This is a genomic window from Guyparkeria sp. SB14A, from assembly GCF_005096345.1.
In the GTDB taxonomy this organism is placed as follows: Bacteria; Pseudomonadota; Gammaproteobacteria; order Halothiobacillales; family Halothiobacillaceae; genus Guyparkeria; species Guyparkeria hydrothermalis.
The window spans coordinates 44,652-61,424 of the sequence record NZ_SWAW01000006.1 but is presented as its reverse complement, the minus strand read 5'-3'; the positions used below and the strand labels follow the sequence as shown (position 1 = coordinate 61,424).

Annotated in this window: 14 protein-coding genes; 3 read left to right on the top strand and 11 right to left on the bottom strand. The window is 65.2% G+C overall.

Going from position 1 to position 16,773, the window contains the following annotated elements; all coding sequences use genetic code 11:
• Positions 1 to 10: 10 nt before the first annotated feature.
• From FAZ79_RS04120 to FAZ79_RS04105, 4 genes are all read right to left on the bottom strand, one after another.
• Positions 11 to 2,122, bottom strand: a complete 2,112-nt coding sequence (locus FAZ79_RS04120; RefSeq protein WP_136866714.1) for a copper-translocating P-type ATPase — start codon at positions 2,120 to 2,122, stop codon at positions 11 to 13.
• A 168-nt stretch (positions 2,123 to 2,290) separates the two neighbouring features.
• Complete coding sequence (locus FAZ79_RS04115) at positions 2,291 to 3,037, bottom strand: copper resistance protein B (protein ID WP_211238789.1); 747 nt, start codon at positions 3,035 to 3,037, stop codon at positions 2,291 to 2,293.
• A gap of 63 nt (positions 3,038 to 3,100) precedes the next feature.
• Positions 3,101 to 5,023, bottom strand: coding sequence for a copper resistance system multicopper oxidase (locus tag FAZ79_RS04110; protein ID WP_136866713.1), 1,923 nt, complete (start codon positions 5,021 to 5,023; stop codon positions 3,101 to 3,103).
• 67 nt (positions 5,024 to 5,090) lie between these two features.
• Entirely contained in the window at positions 5,091 to 5,555 is a 465-nt protein-coding gene (locus FAZ79_RS04105; RefSeq protein ID WP_136866712.1) for a cupredoxin family protein, read from the bottom strand.
• A gap of 319 nt (positions 5,556 to 5,874) precedes the next feature.
• On the opposite strand from FAZ79_RS04105, the gene FAZ79_RS04100 reads away from it, so the two are divergent.
• Positions 5,875 to 6,567, top strand: coding sequence for a periplasmic heavy metal sensor (locus tag FAZ79_RS04100; RefSeq protein ID WP_169303568.1), 693 nt, complete (start codon positions 5,875 to 5,877; stop codon positions 6,565 to 6,567).
• 200 nt (positions 6,568 to 6,767) lie between these two features.
• On the opposite strand, the gene FAZ79_RS04095 is transcribed toward FAZ79_RS04100, so the two are convergent.
• The 7 genes from FAZ79_RS04095 to FAZ79_RS04065 form a co-directional block, all read right to left on the bottom strand.
• Positions 6,768 to 6,980 (bottom strand): SHOCT domain-containing protein, encoded by a 213-nt coding sequence (locus FAZ79_RS04095; protein ID WP_136866710.1) that lies wholly within the window; start codon positions 6,978 to 6,980, stop codon positions 6,768 to 6,770.
• 56 nt (positions 6,981 to 7,036) lie between these two features.
• Positions 7,037 to 8,539 carry a multicopper oxidase domain-containing protein gene (locus FAZ79_RS04090; RefSeq protein WP_136866709.1) on the bottom strand — a complete coding sequence of 501 codons (1,503 nt, stop codon included), beginning with the start codon at positions 8,537 to 8,539 and terminating at the stop codon, positions 7,037 to 7,039.
• 390 nt (positions 8,540 to 8,929) lie between these two features.
• Positions 8,930 to 10,114, bottom strand: a complete 1,185-nt coding sequence (locus FAZ79_RS04085; RefSeq protein WP_136866708.1) for a cation:proton antiporter — start codon at positions 10,112 to 10,114, stop codon at positions 8,930 to 8,932.
• Positions 10,115 to 10,348: 234 nt separating this feature from the next.
• Complete coding sequence (locus FAZ79_RS04080; RefSeq protein ID WP_136866707.1) at positions 10,349 to 11,299, bottom strand: cation diffusion facilitator family transporter; 951 nt, start codon at positions 11,297 to 11,299, stop codon at positions 10,349 to 10,351.
• Positions 11,300 to 11,472: 173 nt separating this feature from the next.
• Positions 11,473 to 12,165 (bottom strand): DsbA family protein, encoded by a 693-nt coding sequence (locus FAZ79_RS04075; RefSeq protein WP_169303567.1) that lies wholly within the window; start codon positions 12,163 to 12,165, stop codon positions 11,473 to 11,475.
• Between the two features lie 134 nt (positions 12,166 to 12,299).
• Positions 12,300 to 13,292 carry a YncE family protein gene (locus tag FAZ79_RS04070; protein ID WP_136866705.1) on the bottom strand — a complete coding sequence of 331 codons (993 nt, stop codon included), beginning with the start codon at positions 13,290 to 13,292 and terminating at the stop codon, positions 12,300 to 12,302.
• A gap of 154 nt (positions 13,293 to 13,446) precedes the next feature.
• Positions 13,447 to 14,259 carry a DUF4175 domain-containing protein gene (locus tag FAZ79_RS04065; protein ID WP_136866704.1) on the bottom strand — a complete coding sequence of 271 codons (813 nt, stop codon included), beginning with the start codon at positions 14,257 to 14,259 and terminating at the stop codon, positions 13,447 to 13,449.
• Positions 14,260 to 14,442: 183 nt separating this feature from the next.
• On the opposite strand from FAZ79_RS04065, the gene FAZ79_RS04060 reads away from it, so the two are divergent.
• Both FAZ79_RS04060 and FAZ79_RS04055 read left to right on the top strand, forming a co-directional pair.
• Positions 14,443 to 15,126: a heavy metal response regulator transcription factor gene (locus FAZ79_RS04060; protein ID WP_136866773.1), complete on the top strand. Its 684-nt coding sequence runs from the start codon at positions 14,443 to 14,445 to the stop codon at positions 15,124 to 15,126.
• Positions 15,123 to 16,547: a heavy metal sensor histidine kinase gene (locus tag FAZ79_RS04055; protein ID WP_136866703.1), complete on the top strand. Its 1,425-nt coding sequence runs from the start codon at positions 15,123 to 15,125 to the stop codon at positions 16,545 to 16,547. Before FAZ79_RS04060 ends, FAZ79_RS04055 begins: the two co-directional genes overlap by 4 nt.
• Positions 16,548 to 16,773 lie beyond the last annotated feature (226 nt).

The following is a 16,773-nucleotide window of genomic DNA, read 5'->3' as shown; positions in this document are numbered from 1 at the left end:
GTCTCGGCGGCTATGCAGCCGAGTCGACCAAACGGCGTTCATGGGTCGGACCTGAGGCGGGCTGGAACCGTTCCAGCAGCTTGGCGTTGATCGCGACCACGATGGTGGAGACCGACATCACCGCCGCGCCGATGGCCGGGGGCATCAGAAAGCCCACGCCGTAGAGCACGCCCGCGGCCAGCGGGATGGCCACGATGTTGTAGCCGGCCGCCCACCAGAGGTTCTGGATCATCTTGCGGTAGGTGGCCGCCGAGAGCTCGGTGACGGTGGCGACGTCGCGCGGGTCGGAGTTGACCAGCACGATGTCGGCCGACTCGACCGCCACGTCGGTGCCCGCGCCGATCGCGATGCCGAGATCCGCCTCGGTCAGCGCCGGGGCGTCGTTGACGCCGTCGCCCACCATGGCCACCGACAGGCCCTTCTCCTTGAGCTCGCGGATGCGCGTGGCCTTCTGGTCGGGCATCACCTCGGCGAAGAAGTCGTCCAGCCCCAGCTCGTCGGCCACCGCCTTCGCCACGGGCTGGGAGTCGCCGGTGAGCATCATGCACTGCATGCCCATGGCTCGGAGCCGGTCGACCGCCTCGCGAGAGACCTCGCGGACGATGTCCGACAGGGCGATGGCGCCGGCCGGCTGGTTGTCTACCAGGACGAAGACCACCGTCTTGCCCTGCTCGGCGAGTCGCTCGATCCGGTCGTCGTCGATGGCGATGCCTTCGCGCTCGAGATAGCCCGGGCTCACGATCCGCACGCTGGCACCGTCCACCTGCGCCTGCACCCCCTCACCGGGCAGGTTCTCGAAATCGCTCGTCTCCGACAGCGCGATGTCGCGTTCGGCGGCCGCCTCGGTGATGCCCACGGCGATCGGGTGCTCAGATCGGGACTCGAGTGCCGCGGCCAGCGCCAGCACCTCGTTCTCGTCGCGGTCGCCCAGGGGCACCACGTCGCTGACACCAAAGCGCCCCTCGGTCAACGTGCCGGTCTTGTCGAAGACGAACACGTCGGTGTTCCGCGCCCGCTCGAAAGCGGCCCGATCGCGGATCAGCAGGCCGTTGCGGGCCGCCTTGCTGGTCGATACCGCGATGACCAGCGGGATGGCCAGTCCCAGGGCGTGCGGGCAGGTGATCACCATGACGGTGACCATGCGTTCGAGCGAGAAGTCGAAGGCGTAGCCGAGGATCAGCCAGGTGATCAGGGTGATCGCCCCCACCGTCAGGGCGATGTAGGTCAGCCAGGCGGCGGCGCGGTTGGCCAGGTCCTGCGTGCGCGAGCGCGAGGCCTGGGCCTTCTTCACCATCTCGATGACCTGGGCGAGGTAGGTCGCCTCGCCGGTGCGCTGGATCTCGATGGTCAGGGAGCCCTCACCGTTGATTGCCCCGCCGATGACCTCGTCGTCCGGTCCCTTGCTCACGGGCCTGGATTCGCCGGTCAGCAGCGACTCGTTGAGATTCGAGCGGCCCTCGACGATCAGCCCGTCGGTGGGGATCTTCTCACCGGGCTTGATCCGCACCCGGTCGCCTTTTTCGAGGGTGTCGACGCGCACGTCCTCGGTATCACCGCTGTCGGTCAGGCGATGGGCGGTGGCCGGCATCAACTTGACCAGTGCCTCCAGTGCCCCGGAGGCCCCCATGATCGAGCGCATCTCGATCCAGTGGCCCAGCAGCATCACGTCGACCAGGGTGGCCAGCTCCCAGAAGAACATGCGTCCGGACAGGCCGAAGACCACGGCCGAGGAGTAGAGGAAGGCCACGCTGATGGCCAGGGCGATCAGGGTCATCATCCCCGGCGCCCTCCCGCGGAGCTCGGAGACCAGCCCGGTGAGGAACGGCCAGCCGCCGTAGAAGAACACCGCGATCGACAGGGCGAACAGCAGGTAGCGGTCGCCGGGGAAGTCGAGGGCGGCCTCCAGGCCCAGAAAGCCCTGGATCATCGGCGAGAGCAGCAGGATCGGCACCGTCAGGGCCAGCGAGACCCAGAAGCGGCGCCGGAAGTCGGCGATCATCGCGCCGTGGTCATGCCCGCCATGGTGGCCGCCATGATGGCCCGAGTGATCGTGACCCGAATGGTCATGCTCACGGCTGTCATGGTGATGATGCGCATGGACGGACGGAGAGTCCTGGCTCATGGATCGCGGTCTCCTCGGTCGTCATTCAATGGTGGTGGGACTACTCAAGCACACCGGTGGCGATCGTGCCCGGATGCGGACGGAAACGGCACGCCCCCGGGGTCCGCGGGTGCGCGGGTCACACCGGCAACGGGCCGGTGGGTTGAGGATCGGTCGCCTGCGGTCGACCTAGAACCACATCCTCACGCCGGCGAGCACCCGGAAGTCACCGGTGTCCTCGCCTTCGGCCTCGGCCATGTCGGCGGTGTCGCCGAGCTTCTTGTTCCAGCTCACGCCGACGTAGGGTGCGAACTCGCGTTTGATCTCGTAACGCAGGCGCAAGCCCAGCTTGACGTTGTTGATGCCCTGGCCGACGCCGAATTCCTCGACTTCGTCGAAGGCGACCATGGTGCCGAAGCGCGGCTGCAGGACGAGCCTCTGGGTCAGCAGGAAGTCGTACTCGGCCTCGAAGTCGGCCCAGGCATCGCCGTCCTCACTTAGGCGCAGGTTGGTGTCCACTTCGAACCAGTAGGGGGCGAGACCTTGCAGGCCGAGCACGGCGTAACCGCGGTCGGGATCGGGCCCTGGGCCGTATTCGAGTTGGTAGCCCACACCGGCCTGGACGGACCAGTACGGCGAGATCAGTCGGCCGTAGAGCAGGTCGAGATTCTCGATGGCCCCGCCGCTGCCACCGGAGACGACGTCCTCGGCCTCGCCTTCGATCCAGATCCGGTTGTAGTCGCCGCCGTACCACCCCTTGAACTCGAGGTTGACGCTGTCCTCGTCGTCGCCGGCGGCGTATTCGAGACGATCGATCAGGAATCGTCCATGCGGCTCGTCGCCCACCGGAGGCGCCCAGCCCTTTTCAACGGCAAACGGCGCCTGGCCATCGGCCGTGGCGGCGAGGGGCATGACGGCCAGCAGAGTCGCGCTCATCAGGCCGCCAACGGTCATATAAAGGTGTCGGTTGGTGATCATCAATTGTGCTCCTCTGAAACGTTAGGCGACGGATACGACGCGGAACATGCCGGCCTTCATGTGATAGAGCAGGTGGCAGTGGAACGCCCAGTGCCCCGGGGCGTCGGCGGTGATCCGCGCGGAGACCATCTCGCCGGGCTTCACGGAAATGGTGTGCTTGCGTGGCCGCAGATCGCCGTGCTGGTTCTCGAGCTCCATCCACATCCCATGCAGGTGGATCGGGTGATCCATCATGGTGTCGTTCACCAGGATCAGCCGCAGCCGTTCGCCATGGTGGAACTGGATCGGGCCATCCACCTCGGAGAACTTTTCGCCGTCAAACGACCACATGTAGCGTTCCATGTTGCCGGTGAGATGAAGTTCGATCTCGCGTTCCGGCTCGCGGGGGTCGGGCCAGGGCGCCAGTGCCTTGAGGTCGTCGTAGACGAGCACCTTGTGCTCCGGCGTGCTCTTCAGGCCGATGCCGGGATCGTTCAACCGGTTGCCGGGACTCCGGGCGACCATCGCCGCGCCGGGGCCATGATCGTCCGGACCGTGCGATATGTCGCGATCGGCCAGCGGCCAGGGTGCCTTGCCTCCTTTCGAGTCCATGGCCATGTTCATGCCGCCCTTGGCGGGATCGTCATTGTTCATCGCCATGCCGGCATGCGACGTCTGACCGGTCATGGCCTGGTCGCCTTGCATGCCGGATGACTGGCCGCCCATGTCCATGCCACCGGACTGGTCACCCATCTCCATGCCGCCGTTGCCCATGTCCATGCCACCCATGTCCATGTTACTCATGTCCATGCCCATGGCCTCCATGCCGCGCGACGGGATGGAGCGTGGCTCGGGGATCTCGGCGGTCAGGCCGACCTCGGTGGCCAGCGTGCCGGCCGCGAAGCCGCTGCGATCCATGGCCTCGGCGAAGATGGTGTAGGCCTGCTGGTCGTCCGGCTCGACGATCACGTCGTAGGTCTCGGCCACGCCGATGCGGAACTCGTCGACCGGCACCGGCTCGACGTTCTGGCCGTCGACCTGCACCACGGTCATCTTCAGGCCGGGAACGCTCACGTCGAAGAAGCTCATCGCCGAACCGTTGATCACGCGCAGGCGGATCTTCTCGCCCGGCTTGAACAGGCCGGTCCAGTTGTCGTTGGGCGAGCGGCCGTTGACCAGATAGGTGTAAGTGCTGCCGGTGACATCGAGCAGGTCTCGCGAGCTCATGCGCATCTCGCCCCACATGGCACGTTCGCGCATGGTCTGCGACCAGCCCTTCTTCTGAATGTCCTCGAGCAGATCCTCGACGGTGCGCTTCTGGTAGTTGTAGTAGCCCTCGGCCACCTTGAGGTTGCGGAAGACGTCGTGCGGATCCTCGAAGGTCCAGTCCGACAGCATGATCACGTAGTCGCGGTCGTAGTCGAACGGTTCGGGCTCGGCCGGCTCGACGATCAGCGGGCCGTAGTGTCCCAGCTGTTCCTGCAGGCCCGAGTGGCTGTGATACCAGTACGTGCCGGCCTGCTTGAGCGGGTAGTAGTACTCGAAGGTGTCCTTCGGCGGGATGCCTTCGAAGGTCACGCCGGGCACACCATCCATCTGGAACGGCAGCAGGATTCCGTGCCAGTGGATCGAGGTCCATTCATCGAGCTTGTTCTGCACCCGGATGCGGACGTTGCGGCCCTCGCGCATGCGGATCGCCGGTCCCGGCACGGTGCCGTTGACGGTGATCGGGTTGGCCGGCTTGCCGTCGATCTTCATCGGCGTGCGATCGATCACCAGGTTGAAGATGTCGGTATCGCCATCCTCCAAGCGCTCGGCTTCATGGTTGCCGACCTGCGGCCAGGCGAGGGCCGGGCTCACGCCACCATAGCCGTACAGCGCCGCCAGGACGCTCATGGATGTGACGTTGCGCAGGAATCGGCGCCGAGAGTGGCCCTTCCCGGTCAGGGTTTCGTACTGGTCCATTGTTGTCTCCCTCCGTCGTACGGAAAGCGTGGTTTATTCGGTGGCGGGGCGTTTCGCGGGCCGGGGGTCAGGGCGCGGCCTGGACGTCGATGGTCCCCTTCATGCCGGCTTCGAGATGCCCGGGTATCAGGCAGGCGAAGTCCACCTCGCCCGGCGAGGCGAAGTGCCAGATGACCTCCCCCGTTTCGCCGCCATCCAGCCGCAGCATGTTGGGTTCCTCATGCTTCATGCCGGGGTTGCGGCGCATTTTCTCGGCATGCTCTTTCAACTTGTCGAGCGAGCCGATGACCATTTCGTGGGGCTGCTGGCCGGTGTTCTTCACGGCAAAGCGGATGGTCTGGCCGGCCTTCACGTCAATCCGCGCCGGGTCGAACCGCATCCGGTCACTCATCGTGACCTCGATGGTGCGATCCACCTGTGCCGGGTCGCCCGCCGTGCCGGTCGTCTCCTGATGGCCGCCGCCATGATTGCCGGCTGCATTCGCCATCAGCGGCATCAGCGCGAGTGCAAGCAGGGTCTGTCGTCGGTTCATGCCTGTCGTCCTCTTGATGGCGGTGCGTGGGGGAAGCGCCTGCCTCCCGATGCGTTGCAAGTACTTTAGTGCGCTGGCCTGTCACCCGCCTGACCGACGGATTACGTTTTTGTCAGCCGGGTTTTCTGTCATCGGCCTGACCGGCGGATTACATTTTTGTCAGATGGCTTGGGGGGAGTGGGAAGCATCGGGCAGGGCTTCTAAGGTTCGAATGTGCGGGATTGACCACGTTGAGTTATGGCGACAGCAATCGCTATGGTCGGCGGCGTCGTTCCGTAGATCCGAAACGGCCTTCAATCCGGAAGGAGGGAGAAGTGTCATGAGAAAAGTCAGACTTGTTCGCGAACTGTCCGCCTGTGCCCTTGCTGTTGTTGTCGCCGGTGCGGCGCCTGCTGCCCTCAGCGATGAGCACATGCCGAGGCAAGGCATGTACGGCTCCGGGATGATGGGTGGTTCCGGGCCTTATGGCCCCGGCTTCGGCAGTGGCTATGGCCCGGGCATGATGGGTCCGGGTGGTGGTTACGGCCCCGGCATGATGGGGCCCGGCTATCGAGGTGGTTGTCAGCCGGGGATGATGGGGCCCGGTTACGGCGGTGGCTATGGCCCCGGCATGATGGGTCGGGGCAGTAGCTATGGCCCCGGCATGATGATGCGAGGCTACGGCCCCGGCATGATGGGCCCTGGTCAAGGCGGTGGTTACGGTCCCGGGATGATGGGCCCCGGTTATGGTGGTGGCTATGTTCCCGAGTGGGGTGCGGGCGGTCAGCGATTGACCGACCAGCAGCGCGACCGCCTGCGGGATGTTCAGGAGGAGCAGCACGACAAGCAGGTCGAGCTCATGCAGAAGATGCAGGAGAGGCAGCGGGAGCTCTATCGCCTGCAATTGACCGACGAGCCGGATTACGAGGCGATCAAGAAGAAGTCGCGCGAGATCGGTAATCTTCAGCAGAAGATGGCCGAGGAGCGTATCGAGGCTCATAAGCGTATGGAGAAAGCGCTCGGGGCCGACTGACGGCCACTATCGCCTCGTCTGAGAGAGAAAAGGCCGCCTGATGTTCAGGCGGCCTACTTTATGTGGCTCGATGCCATGCGGACGCCCAGGCGTGCGGCGGGAGGTTGGTTGGCAGAGACGAATCTGGTTCGGGTGGCCACCTTGCTGGATCGCCAACGGGCATTGGTGAATCGCAGACTCGTCCAGCGATTCAAGGAGGGTCAGTCAAGCTCCTTTTTCATGCGCTCGTAGGTCTCGTCGTCAATCTCGCCTCTCGCATACCGCCGGTCGAGGATTTCCTTGGGGCTGGGGGATTCCAGGGAGCGATCCTGTCGCGAGATGGCGAAAAGCAGCCAGACGACGACTCCGATCAAGAGCACCCAGATGATCCACATGAAGCCGCCTCCGAATCCCATGAAATGTGCGTAGTCCATGTTCGTTCCTCCCGTCGGGATTGTTGGTGAATGTCAGTGGCGAGCCCGCCTACCGGTCAGGAAACGTTAAAGTGCCCCATCATCCCGGCGTCCTCGTGCTCCAGGATGTGACAGTGGTACATGAAGGGTGTTTCCCGGCTGGCCGGTTGCGTGAAGTCCACGGCAACCTCGACGCGTCCATCCACGAGCACGGTGTCTTTGTAGCCGCGGTTCTCCAGCCGCGGTGAACGTCCGGCCTCATCGGTGAGTACCCGGAAACGCACCCCGTGGATATGGAATGGGTGCATCAGCATGTTGCTCTCGATGGTCCAGTGCTCGGTCGTGCCAAGGCCTACCTGTTCGTTGATGCGCTGCATGTCGAACGGTCGGCCGTTGATGCCCATGGTCGGGCCGCCGCTTCCGCCCATCATGCCGCGCATCATCGGCATGCCGCCGAGCATCATGTCGAGGGTGAAGTGACGGCGCCGGGCGAATGCCGTCGGTGGCGCGGGCAGTTCGTCGTCGATGGTCTCTGGCAGTCGGTCGACCTTGGCCTTCTCGCCAGCGGGGTGGAAGGACAGCACCGGCATATCGCCTTCGAGAAGCGCAGAAGCGGTCGAACGTAGGCCGCTCATCATGCCCATCATCCCCGGGCCGCCCTGGTTCTGGTCGGGGCCGGTCACCAGCTCGGCTTCTCGCCCGTCGCGGAAGTCGACCAGTACTTCGAGGCGCTCGCCCGGGGCGAGACGCAGTTCGGTGGCTGCCGCCGGCTTCGGCCAATAGCCCGAGTCGTTGGCGATGACGTGCATGGGGCGACCATCGTCGAAGTGTAGGTGGTAGATGCGGGCATTCGATCCGTTCAGCAGTCGCAGGCGGACGATCGAGCGAGGCATCCGGGCGCGGGGGTAGGGGGCGCCGTTGACCAGGATGTGGTCGCCCCGGAAGCCGTGCATTCGGTCCATCATGGCCAGTCGATAGTCCAGACGTCCCGACGGGTCGAAGCGCCGGTCCTGGATGACGAGGGTGAAGTCGTCCACGCCATGCTCGTGCGGCAGGCCGCGCTCGTCGTCCCGCCCGTCGTCGATCTGGAACACGCCGGCGAGTCCCGCGTAGACCTGTCTGGCCGTGTGCGGATGGGTATGGGCGTGGAACCATGCGGTGGATGGGGGTTGATCGATCGGAAGAACGGGTTCCCATACGGCCCCGGGATCAATTGCCTGGTGCGGGCCGCCGTCGACCTCACCCGGGACGAGCAGGCCGTGCCAGTGCGTCGCCAGCGGCTCATCGAGCCCATTCAGCAATCGCACCGCAACGTCCTGCCCGCGCTGTGCCCGGACGATCGGGCCGAGGTAATCCTGATTGTAGCCGAGCGTGGACGAGACCGTGCCTGAGCCAAAGGTGTGCCTACCTTGCTGTGCGGTGAGGTCGAGGCGACCGCTTTTCTCCACGTCGACCAGGCCGGGCAGGGGCAACATCGGGCGCTCTGCCGGGCGCGCCCAGGCCCTTCCGGTCGCGGCGCTGCCCCACGTTGCGGCAGTTGCTGCGGCGAGACTGTTCTTCAGGAAGCGACGTCGATCCATTTCAACTCCTCCGTCATTGTCTGATCAGGCAACCGGCTCGATGGTCGGTCTTGGCACCCCTGGGCCGGGTCCTGGCCACTTGCATTGGGCCGCTGGAAACGTCGCCTATGGTCGGCGCCGTTGACGACGGCGATCAACGTCCTGGAACGCGCTCTCATGGCGAATCTCCCGTTGGCTGAGGATCAAGGCGGGACGGATGAAGACTCCTCGCGCCTGATGCTTGGATCCTATCGCCAACCCTAGTCCTGCCGTCTGTCTCGTGCCTGACCCGGGGATTACAACGCGGTAATCTGGGTGGGCAGCGGTCTCGGAAGGCGCAGTACGCCCTGCGTGGATCGGAGAGCCGCACGAGGATGTTGGTCGTCGAGGACGCGCGACACCCGGGACCGATCATCGATTTGCCGGACCGTGCGCGAAGCAGAGCCGATCTGACAATGGTTCCGCCCATCGGGCGAGCAGCGGGGTCAGGGCGATGCTGAGGATGATCGTCGCCAGGATCACCTGCACCACCGCCTCATCGAGGAGGCCTTCCGCCGCCGCCAGCGTGGCCAGCACAAGGCCGAACTCGCCACCCTGCGACAACAGGATGCCCGCGTGCATGGCCGTGCCCCTCGGCACACCCAGCATCCGGCCGAGGAGCGTCGTGGTGAGCGTTTTGAGGAGCAGAAGCACGGTTAGGGCCAGCAGCACCCAGGGCAGCCAGCGCACGACGGCCTGCAGATCCAGCATCATGCCGATGACGACAAAGAACAGTCCCAGCAGCACATCGCGGAACGGGGTGATCTCCATTTGTAGTTGCTGCCGGTGCTCCGTTTCCGCCAGCATGGCGCCGGCCAGAAAGGCCCCCAGCGCGAGCGACAACCCGGCGTATTCGGTGACCCAGGCGGCCGCCAGGGCGAACAGCAGCGCCGTGAGCCGGAAGATCTCCTGGGAGCCGTAGGCAACCAGACGGCGGAACAGTGGTCGCAAGATCCAGCGTCCCGTCGCCAGCATCAGTACGACGACCAGCGCACCCTGAGCGAGCGCCGCAGTCACTGCCTGCCACGCCCCGGTATCCGCATCACCCCCCAGGACCGGGATCAGGATCAGAAAGGGAACAACGGCCAGGTCCTGGAATATCAACACCGACACCGATAGCCGGCCATGGGGCTGGCCGATCTCGTCCCGGCGGGCCAGCTCCCGGCTGACCACGGCCGTGGAGGAAAGCGCCAGGGCGCCGCCCAGTACGAAGGCGGCGGATGGTTCAGCGCCAAACAGCCACGCCAGGCCGGCACCGACGGCGGCGCTGACGGAGACCTGCGCCCCGCCAACGCCAAAGACCTGTTTTCGCAACAACCACAGTTGGGACAGCGAAAATTCCAGGCCGATCGTGAACAGCAACAGCACCACCCCGAATTCACCAAGGAAGTGGATGTCTGCCGTGTGCGGTAGCCAGGACAGGCCGTGGGGGCCAACGATGACGCCCACGACCAGATAGGCCAGCAGTGCCGGCAGCCCGAGTCGCGCGAATACGGCCAGTCCGACGACGGACGCGGCCAGAAGTATGATCACTCCGGTGAGAACGGTGTGTTCCATGTGCTGGCTTTTTGGCCTCCCCGCGATGGATGGTCCACTGTCTGCCGCGCGGCCGAACCGGGTGCGCGAGCCGTGGCGATTCCTGGTCGCTCCGTTGCCGCGTCCGTGGCGGGGTCGAGACCCGCATGCTCGCGTTGGCCGGCGCCCCGGGCGACGGGTTGCATCCGGCCGACACGGAGGCCAGCGGCCGTCACCGTCGTCCGCGTGACCACGTCTGAGTCAGGGTGGTCGTTTTCACGGCTCGTCCCGGCCCGACACCGGCCCGGGTGTCACGTCGACAGCCCCCTCGCTGCTCTCGTCCAGCGCGGCCGCCTCCACCTGGAGCGTGACGAAAAAGAAACCGAATTGCTCTTTCAGTAGCTTCTGACCAGACTCCAGCACGGCCTGCGGGTCCACGCCGTCGACGGTTCGCAGGTGACCGGAGAAGACGTATCGCCCGCTAGTCAGTGCCCAGGCATGGACATGGTGGGCGTCGGCAACCCCATCGAGCGCTACCAGCGCCTCGACGACCTCGCCCAGTTCAATGCCAGCCGGTGTGCCCTCCATCAGCAAATGGGCTGCATCTCGCAGGATGCCCCAACTCGCCCAGAGCAGGACCACGCCGAACCCCATGCCGAGGATCGGGTCGATGAGGAGAAAGCCCGTGAAGTGGATTACCAGCGCCGTCACGATAATGAGCAGGCTGCCCACGAAGGTCTGGAGGATGTGCCACAGCGCACCCCTCACGTTCAGATCGCTCCGGCTCTGCTTCCAGATCAAACCCAACGATATGAATTCGGTCAAAAGCCCGCCGGCGGCTGCGGCGAGCATCGGCCCCGTCGGCAGGTCGATCGGATCGGAAAGGCGCATGGCCCCCATCACCAGCACCAGCAAGGCCATGGCGAGCAGAAAGCCGCCGTTGACCAACGCACCGATGATTTCGGCCCGATACCAGCCGAAGCTATGGTCCTCGTCAGCCGGACGGTGGGCGAGCCGGGCGGCGACTATCGCGACCAGGACGCCACCAACCGCGGAGAAGGTGTGGAAGGCGTCCGAGATCACGGCAATGGAGCCGGTCCAGAGACCGATCCCCATCTCGACGAAGAAGTAGGTGCCCGTCAGCCAGGCCGAGATCAGCATCCCCGGTCCGCTGGAAGGCAGATGATCACCGTGAGCCTGGATGCCGTGCCGTGCATGATTCGACATGACCGCTACCCTGTGGACGTCAGTGGGCTTGTTGTCCGGCCGGCATAACCGACCGGAGGGCCATCATCGACACCACGCTAGCGAACTACCGCCAGCGTTGTCGGGATCGGGCCACAGGCAAGTCCAGCCGAACATGTCGACACGGCGCATCGAGTGTGCGGGGCGCATCGGTGTCAGCACCAACTCGCCTCACCTGACTGGGGGTTGTGGAGCAGTTCGCGAACGTTGGCCTCGATAATGCGGTAGCCCACGTTGCCGTACAGCCGCTGCCGCCCCTCGTTGAGTACCAGGGTGGGACTGCCGGCCACCTGGTAGCGCTGTTGAGCCTCCATGTCGTCGTGCAGGGCTGCGTGTGCCTGCCCGGAATCCAGCATGTCGTTGATCGCCGGGATGGGCAGGCCCATCGATGTGGCAATGGAGAGCTGCTCGTCGCGCCGAGCGATGTTTGCGTTGTCTGCAAAGAAGCTCTTTCGCAGGTTCCAGGCCAGTGCCTCGGAAGGGGAGTCCTCTGTCTCCGCGTGATCCAGTTCGCCATTCTGTTCGAGCAGCTGTACCGCCTTGATCAGCAGGTGCGCACTGGTAGACGAGGCAGGCGGATCCCCCGTCCAGATATCGGGATGCACCTCGACATGGTCCCAGTCACGCGCCACCTCGCGGATGTGTCGGCCGAAGCCGATAAAGCTGCCCTGGTCGCGCCATCCTTCTCCGATGCGCTCGTCCGTGGAGGCAAACAGCGGGATATAGCGCGGCGTGATGGTGACCTCGTCGCCGAAGTCCTGTTGCAGCTGTTCGATCCGGATCTGGGCACCGTAGGCCCAGATGCACAGGATGTCGGTGAAATACTCTGCGTGCAGTTGGTGGCTCATGCCGGAACCTCGTTGGTGCAATGATCGTGTTGCTCGCATCCGGTGGTGGCTCTCGCGTCACACCGCGACGGATCAGCCGGTGCGTCGACTCGTGCAGGCGGTGCGAGCCTGCCCGGGACGCCGATCCGGAAGCGTCAGGGAACCACCGCCATCTGGTGGGCTTCGCCCCCAGGCAGGTCGATCGTGCCGACCCGCTTCATGGTTGTCTGATCGACGACCCAGATGACCGGCCGGTTGCTGCTGGAGACGTAGACCTTGCCGGTGCCGTGAATGGTATCGAGGTGGTAGGGGGCCGGGGAGAGTGTCAACGTCCGGCGCTCGTCGGTGGCCGGGTTGATCGCGACCAGCTTGTCCTCGCTTCTGGCGCTGGCGAACAGCGTCTTTCCGTCATCGCCGATGTCCAGGCCGTGCAGGCCGTCACCGATGTGGAACGATTCGGTCACCTTCCCCGAGTCCACCGACACGGCCGAGATCGTGCCGGCACGGGGGTTGGTTGCGTAGATCGTCTGGCCGTCCGACGACAGCACCAGATGCTCGGGCGAGGGGCCGCCCTGGAGCGTGCGCTTGACCGTCCAGTTGGACAGGTCGATTTCACTGATGGTGCCGTTCCCGCTGTTGCTGACGAAGGCAGTCTTCCCGTTCGGTGCCATCAGCGTGTAATTCGGCGCCGGCCCCGTCTGGATGGTTTCGACCACCTGGTTGTCGCGCAGGTCCACGACGCTAACCCCGCCGCGGGTCGGGTGCGTGGACACCACGTAGCGGCCGTCGGGGGTGATCGCCTCGTGATGGGTCCAGCCGGCCACCGGAATGGTCATCATTACGTGCCCGTGCACGGGGTGGACGAGATAGAGCTTGCTGTTGGGCGTCTCGGCATCCTCGTCTTCGGCCAGCGGCCGTTCCGAGAGGCTGCCTGCCACCAGGTACTCGCCGTCCGGGGTCGCCACGAGTCCGTGCGGATTCTTGAGCCCCGTATAGGTGGCGGTGATCTCGTCGGTGGCCGCGTCCACTGCAATGACTTCGTCGCCGCTCCCCAAGGGGATGTACACCGTGGGCGCCCCGTGGGCGCCGCCGAACGGCAGCGCGAAGGCAAGCGGGAGAAGCAGCTTTTTCAGGCGTTCAGGGCTCATTTGAATGCACTCCATGTAGGCGCAGGGGCGGAGGAGGTGTGGACGCTCGCGCCCCTGTCATGTCGACGTCCGCCTCCACCGGCTGGTGGTCGCGATGACGACCGGGGCCATTGGCGGTGGAGGGCGGGGCTGTCCTTTCCTGGGTGAGTGCGATTCAGTCGTTCATCGACTGCATGCGCTGCATCTGCTCGCGCATCTGCTGCACCTGACGTTCTAGGCGATCGATGCGGGAAGGCGCCCCGCCGGCCATTGGTCCGGACTGCGCGGGCGTCGATCCCTGCTGGGCACAGCGCGCTCCCATCCCAGGACCCATCATCATGCCGGAGCCCATCATGCCCGAGCCCATCGAGCCCTTGCCGTGGCCCATCATGCCCGGGCCCATGGCCCCCTGATTCGAGCCGCCGTGCATCATGCCCGAGCCCATCATGCCCTGGCCCCCGGGGCTGCGGCCCATCATGCCCTTACCCATCGTTCCTTGGCCGCGATCGCAGTACTCCGTTGCCCCCGGCCGGGATTGCCCTCGCATCTGTCGGCTCATGCCGCCTTGCATCTGCCGGGCCATGCCCATGTTCTCGCGCATGGTCTGCATGTATTCCTGCATGACGTCGTCACGTTCCGCCTCGCTCTGGGCGGACTGGGCCCGCTCTAGTTGCGACTGCATCCGCTCGACGTTCGACTGCATGCGCGCCATGGGCATCGCCCTGTCCGCCATGCCCATGGTCTCGCGAACGGTCTGCATGTACTCCTGCATGAGCTTGCGGCGCTCTTCATCGTTCTGGGCGGACTGGGCCTGGTCGAGTTGCGAGCGCATGCGCTCGACGTTTTCCTGCATGCGCTCCATTGGCATCGTGCTGTTCGCCATGCCCATCATCCCGCCGGGCATGTTCGGTTGGGGCGTCTCGGCGGCAAAGGATGTCGTGGCGAGTCCCATGGACAGGGCAAGAACGGTCTTGGAGAGTGCTTTCATGGTTTGCCTCCGTTCGAGAGAATGCAGCATCGCGCGGGGCGGGCACCTGCTCGCCCCGCTCTTGGGAATGACCTTAGTCCGCTGGCCTGTCCGGAACCTGACCGGGACATTACAACTCGGTAATCCGGAGCGGGGATCATGACGCAGTGGCAGAATGCCCTTGGGACCGAACGGGAGAACGGCATGAAGGTGTTGATCGTCGAGGACGAACGAAAAACCGGCACGTACCTGCAGCAGGGCCTGACCGAGGCCGGTTATACCGTCGACCTGGCGACGGATGGCGTGGAGGGACTGCATCAGGCCCTGACCGGACATCACGACCTGGTTGTTCTCGACGTCATGTTGCCGAACATGGACGGCTGGCAGATCCTCGAGACCCTGCGGCGCGGTGGCCGCGACATGCCGGTGCTGTTTCTGACCGCCCGCGACCAGGTCGAGGACCGGGTCCGCGGTCTCGAGCTGGGCGCGGACGACTACCTGGTCAAGCCGTTCGCCTTCTCCGAGCTGCTGGCGCGGGTTTGCACCCTGTTGCGTCGCGGGCGGGTCGAGCCGGAACCGACCACGTTGCGGGTCGCCGATCTGGAGCTGGATCTGCTCGGTCATCGGGCGACCCGGGCGGGGCAGCGCATCGATCTCACCGCCAAGGAATTCGCGCTGCTCGAACTATTCATGCGCCGCCGGAGCGAGGTGCTGCCGCGCTCGCTGATCGCGTCCCAGGTCTGGGACATGAACTTCGACAGCGACACCAACGTGGTCGAGGTCGCCGTACGTCGCCTGCGACGCAAGATCGACGAACCCTTCGATACCCGCCTGATCCGGACCATCCGTGGCATGGGTTACGTCATGGAGGTCGAGGGGGGCGCATGAGACCTCCTGCCTCCCTTACCACCCGCCTGACCCTGCTGTTCGTCCTGGTGTCCTCCTCCGTATTGCTGGGACTCGCCTGGGTACTGCACACGGCGGTCGAGCGCCACTTCGTGGAGATGGACCGCGACATCCTTCAGAGCAAGGTGAATGTGCTCGAGCGTCTGCTGAAACGTCCGCCGGCGGCCGAGGAGCTGACCGCCCTGCAGAGTGCCGTGGTGGATATGTTCCGAAGCGACCCCGAGCTGAAGGTGTTCGTCGAGACGGCCGACGGCAACCCGATCCTGTCGCCGGGGGATATCGCGTTCCCGGGCGAGAAGCTGCGTAACCTGGCCAACGGCTCGACGCCGAGAGTCTTCTCGTGGTGGGACAATGGGTCGCGATATCGCGGACTGGTCAAGGCGGTCCAGCCCGCCCTGCCCGACTTCAAGCCCATGATCGTCGTCGCGGCGATCAATATCGATCACCACGAGCGCTTCATGGAGCGTTACAGCCGCACGCTCTCCGCCTTCATTCCCGTCGCCGCCATCCTCAGCGGCTTTCTCGGCTGGCGAGCCACCCGCCGCGGCCTGGCGCCATTGCGGCTGATCGAGGAGCGGGCAGCGTCCGTCACGGCATCGCAGCTCAACCACCGCCTGCCGGAGGACGCGGCCCCGCGTGAACTGACCGGGCTGGCCTACGAGCTCAACTGCATGCTCGATCGCCTCGAGGAGGCCTTCCGGCGGCTGTCCAACTTTTCTTCCGATCTCGCCCACGAGATGCGTACGCCGGTCAGCAATCTGCTCACGCAGACCCAGGTCGCGCTGTCACAGCCCCGCAGTCAGAGGGAGTATCAGGAGATCCTGGCCTCGAGCAGCGAGGAGCTCGACCGGCTGTCGCGCATGATCGGCGACATGCTGTTCCTCGCGAAGGCAGACAACGGGCTTTCCTTGCCGTCGGTCCAGGACATCCGGATGCACGAGGAAATGAGCGAATTGCTGGAGTTCTACGATGCCTTGGCCGAGGAGGAGGGCGTGCGGCTGATCACGTCGGGGCGGGCCATGGTCCGGGGTAATCGCCTGATGCTGCGGCGGGCATTCAGCAATCTGCTGTCCAACGCGGTCCGGCATGCCGACGAAGGCGGCCGTGTTGGGGTAAGCATCGCCGAGCACGACTCGACCGTGTCGGTCTCGGTCGAGAACACGGGGGAGCCGATTCTCCCGGAGGAACTGACGCGCGTATTCGAGCGTTTCTACCGTGCGGATGACGCCAGGCCGAGGTATCAGGACTCGACCGGTGGTCTTGGCCTCGGGCTTGCCATCACTCGGGCGATCGTGCGGGCGCATGGGGGTGATGTCACGGCGAGCTCCGCGCAGGGGGTCGCGCGCTTCATCGTTACCCTGCCCCGGGTGCCCGAGGAGAGGGTGGCAGGTGTCCCGGTATGAGCGACGGAGGGTTGTCCCTCTTCGCGGGTGAGTGAACCCGATTGGGAGCGGGTGGCCCTCCGTGACCTCTGACAGGCCTTCCCGAATCAGGGTGCGATAGATCCCCCTCGCGCGCGGATTGATTGATCTCAACCAAGTCCAGCCTGAGCAACTCGCCGTCACCGTTGTGCGCATTTCACGCGGCAGCGCGAAGTCCTCTTTTTCAGTCCCCCGTCCTCGCCAAATC